Origin of the sequence: Halomicronema sp. CCY15110 (assembly GCF_016888165.1) — a bacterium.
GTDB lineage: Bacteria > Cyanobacteriota > Cyanobacteriia > Phormidesmidales > Phormidesmidaceae > Halomicronema.
Window position 1 is genome coordinate 1 of the sequence record NZ_JACSWC010000386.1, and the last position, 3535, is coordinate 3535.

The 3535-nt window shown below is 55.5% G+C and carries 1 protein-coding gene; it reads left to right on the forward strand.

What is annotated here, in order from left to right; translation table 11 throughout:
• The first annotated feature begins 196 nt into the window (after nucleotides 1-196).
• Nucleotides 197-3316: a tetratricopeptide repeat protein gene (locus JUK32_RS18830; protein WP_204140408.1), complete on the forward strand. Its 3120-nt coding sequence runs from the start codon at nucleotides 197-199 to the stop codon at nucleotides 3314-3316.
• The last annotated feature ends 219 nt before the right edge of the window (nucleotides 3317-3535 follow it).

Below are 3535 nucleotides of genomic sequence, written 5' to 3' on the forward strand. Positions count from 1 at the left end.
GAGTCACTAAAACCCTTATCAGCAAAGAGTTTGAGGGGGGAATGACACTATACACAGACTCTGTCGTTTTAGGCCCATTTGTGCCAGCGGGTTAATCAATGCGATGCTGAAAGCTGAATAAATTGGCGCGACTCAGCCATGGAAACCTTTACAGCCAACCGGGGGAGAGCGAATGGGAAGCGGGCGAGTTCAGGCGATGCAGACAAAAGAGATATTGGCAGCGCTGCTGCTCCTGCTGGGATTAGATCTCCCTCTGGCTGCCTCGATGCTGGCACCGACCGCGCTCATTGCGCAAGTCACCCCCAGCACCACTACAGGCAAACTGGACGAAAACAGTGGCATCCTGGAGGATGACGGTAGTTACTTCAACGTTTACACCTTTGAAGGGCAGGCTGGGGAAACAGTCAGCATTGAGATGTTGAGTGAAGCCTTTGACACCTATCTCCTGCTGCGAGGGCCAGAGGGCCAAGTTATTGCCCAGGATGACGATGGATATGGTGGCACGAATTCTCTGATTGTTGTGACCTTACCCGCTACAGGAACTTATCGGGTTATTGCTAACTCCTACACTGCTGGAGCAACCGGACAATACACTCTGACCTGGACTCCCGCAACTGCCGCTGATGCCGCTCAAGTGATAGCGCTGCGACGAGCCACCGAATTGAATCAACAGGCTAGTGAACTTTACCAATCTGGTCGTTATGGGGAAGCGGAACCGCTTTATCAACAGTCGTTGACGATTCGTCGCGAGCAGCTAGGGGAGCGCCATGCGGATGTGGCCAGCAGCCTGAACAGTTTGGCCTTGCTGTATGTTGCCCAGGGACGTTATGGGGAAGCGGAGCCGCTTTATCAACAGTCGTTAACGATTCGTCGCGAGCAGTTGGGGGACCGCCATCCGGACGTGGCCACCAGCTTGAACAATCTGGCTGCGCTGTATTTTGCCCAGGGTCGTTATGGGGAAGCGGAACCCCTCTTTCAAGCGTCGCTGTCAATTCTGCGCCAGCAGTTGGGGGAACGCCATGCGGATGTGGCCAGCAGCCTGAACAATCTGGCCTTGCTGTATGGTACTCAGGGACGTTATGGGGAAGCGGAACCGCTTTATCAACAGTCGTTAATGATTCGTCGCGAGCAGTTGGGGGACCGCCATCCGGATGTGGCCACCAGCTTGAACAATCTGGCTGCGCTGTATTTTGCTCAAGAGCGTTATGGAGAGGCCGAACCACGTTATCAAGAAGCCCTGTCGATTTTTCGCGAGCGACTAGGGGAAAGCCATCCGAATGTGGCCCAAATCCTGAACAATCTGGCCTCGCTGTATGTTGTCCAGGGACGTTATGGGGAGGCGGAACCGCTCTTTCAATCGTCGCTGTCGATTCGTCGCGAGCAGTTAGGGGAACGTCATCCCGATGTGACCGAAAGCCTGAATAATCTAGCCGAACTGTATCGTGCCCAGGGCTTTTATGGGGAAGCAGAACCGCTTTATCAACAGTCGTTAACGATTCGTCGCGAGCAGCTGGGGGACCGCCATCCGGACGTGGCCACCAGCTTGAACAATCTGGCTGCGCTGTATCAAGCCCAGGGTTTTTATGGGGAAGCGGTTGCCGCCTTTCAGGCTGGACTGGCCATTGAAGAGTGGCATCTGGAGCTGAACCTGGCGACGCTTACCGAAGCCCAGCGCCAGGACTATGCGGCTACCTTGTCGGGGACCACAGACGCAGCGACATTCCTGGCGCTGCAAACCCCCGAAGCAAAGTCCTTGGGGCTAACAACCCTATTACGTCGAAAAGGCCGTCTATTAGGGGCGGGCAGCAGTAGTCTCCAGCGACTCCAGCAAAATTTAACCCCGGCAGACCAGGCAACGCTGGATAACCTGTTGACTGTCCGTCAACAACTGGCCACCCTCACCTTCAATCCCCCGCCTAATCTGCCGTCCGAGCAATATCGGGTGCAACTGGCACAACTAGAGACCGAAGCCACAGATCTGGAAAAGACCCTGGCCCAGCGCAGCGCAGCCTTCCGAGTGGAAAGCCAGCCCGTTGACATTGAGGCAGTGCGGAGCCAGATTCCACCGGATAGCGTGCTGGTAGAGTACGCTCGCTATCGTCCTTTTGATGCCCAGGCAAATTTCGGCGATCACTTCGGTACCCCTCGCTACGCGGCCTATCTACTCTTCCCCGATGGCCGCATCGAAGTCATTGACCTGGGCGATGCCGCTGAAATTGATGCCGCCATTGATGCCTTTGTCAGCCTGCTGCAAACTCGCAGTGCCAACTTTCGACAGGCCGCGCCCGTCCTGCGCCCGGATGTCGTCGAGGGGATGACCCGCAACCTCAGAACCCTCATTTTTGACCCCCTTGCCCCCTCCCTGCAAGCTACCGACCATCTCCTGATTTCTCCCGATAGCCAGCTCAACCGCGTTCCCTTTGAGGCATTGCCGACCGAAACAGGTGGAGACTATCTGGTGCAGCAATACCAGATCAGCTACCTCAACTCCGGTCGGGACTTGCTACGCTTTGGCGTCGTCGAACCCAGCCGGAATCCGGCGGTCATCCTGGCCGATCCGGACTATGAAACGATCCAGATAGCCCAGGGTCGTAGCCTGGGAGACAACCGTCGTTCTATCGATTTGAATCAAATTCGCTTTGGGCGACTCCCTGGCACTGCTGCCGAAGCCGCCGTCATTCAACCGCTACTGCCCAATGCCACCGTTTTGGTCGAGGATGAAGCGACTGAGAATGCGCTGAAGCAGGTCGAGGCTCCCCAGATTCTGCACATTGCCACCCACGGATTCTTCCTGGCCAATGTCGAACGCCCGTCCAGCGAGGCTCAACGTGGCATTGGCATCATTTCCAGTGATACCCCTTTTGCCCGCCCCACAACGCCTAGTGTTGCGATCGAAAATCCGCTGCTGCGCTCTGGTCTGGCTCTGGCCGGCTTCAACACTCGTCAGAGTGGCAGTGAAGATGGCGTCTTGACCGCTCTGGAAGCATCCACGCTCAATCTCTCTGGCACTCAACTCGTGGTGCTCTCTGCCTGTGAAACCGGTCTGGGCGATATTGCTAACGGCGAAGGCGTCTATGGTTTGCGTCGCGCCTTTGCCCTGGCTGGAGCCGAAACCCAACTGATGAGCCTGTGGCAGGTCAGCGACGATGGCACCCAAAGTCTCATGGCTCGCTACTATGAAAAATTGATAGCCGGGATGGGCCGTAGCGAAGCCTTGCGAGCCGTGCAGTTAGAGATGATTGCGGCAGGCGGGGAATTCAGTCATCCCTACTACTGGTCGGCCTTCATCCTGGCTGGGGACTGGCGTCCCCTGTAGACCTAAGCGGGTATGGCTGCAAAGATCCAATTTGCCTCTGAAATGTTCTGCATAGCTTCTACAGGGCCTAAAACAACGGTTGCTGCGACTTACTGCCATTTAGTACATTTGGATTTAGGAATTCAAGGAGGTTTGGTATTTTCAGCTTCTTTGGGCAGAGGCAATTCTCAATAGCCACTTATTAATAAGAGTCACTAAAACCCTTATCAGCAAAGAGTT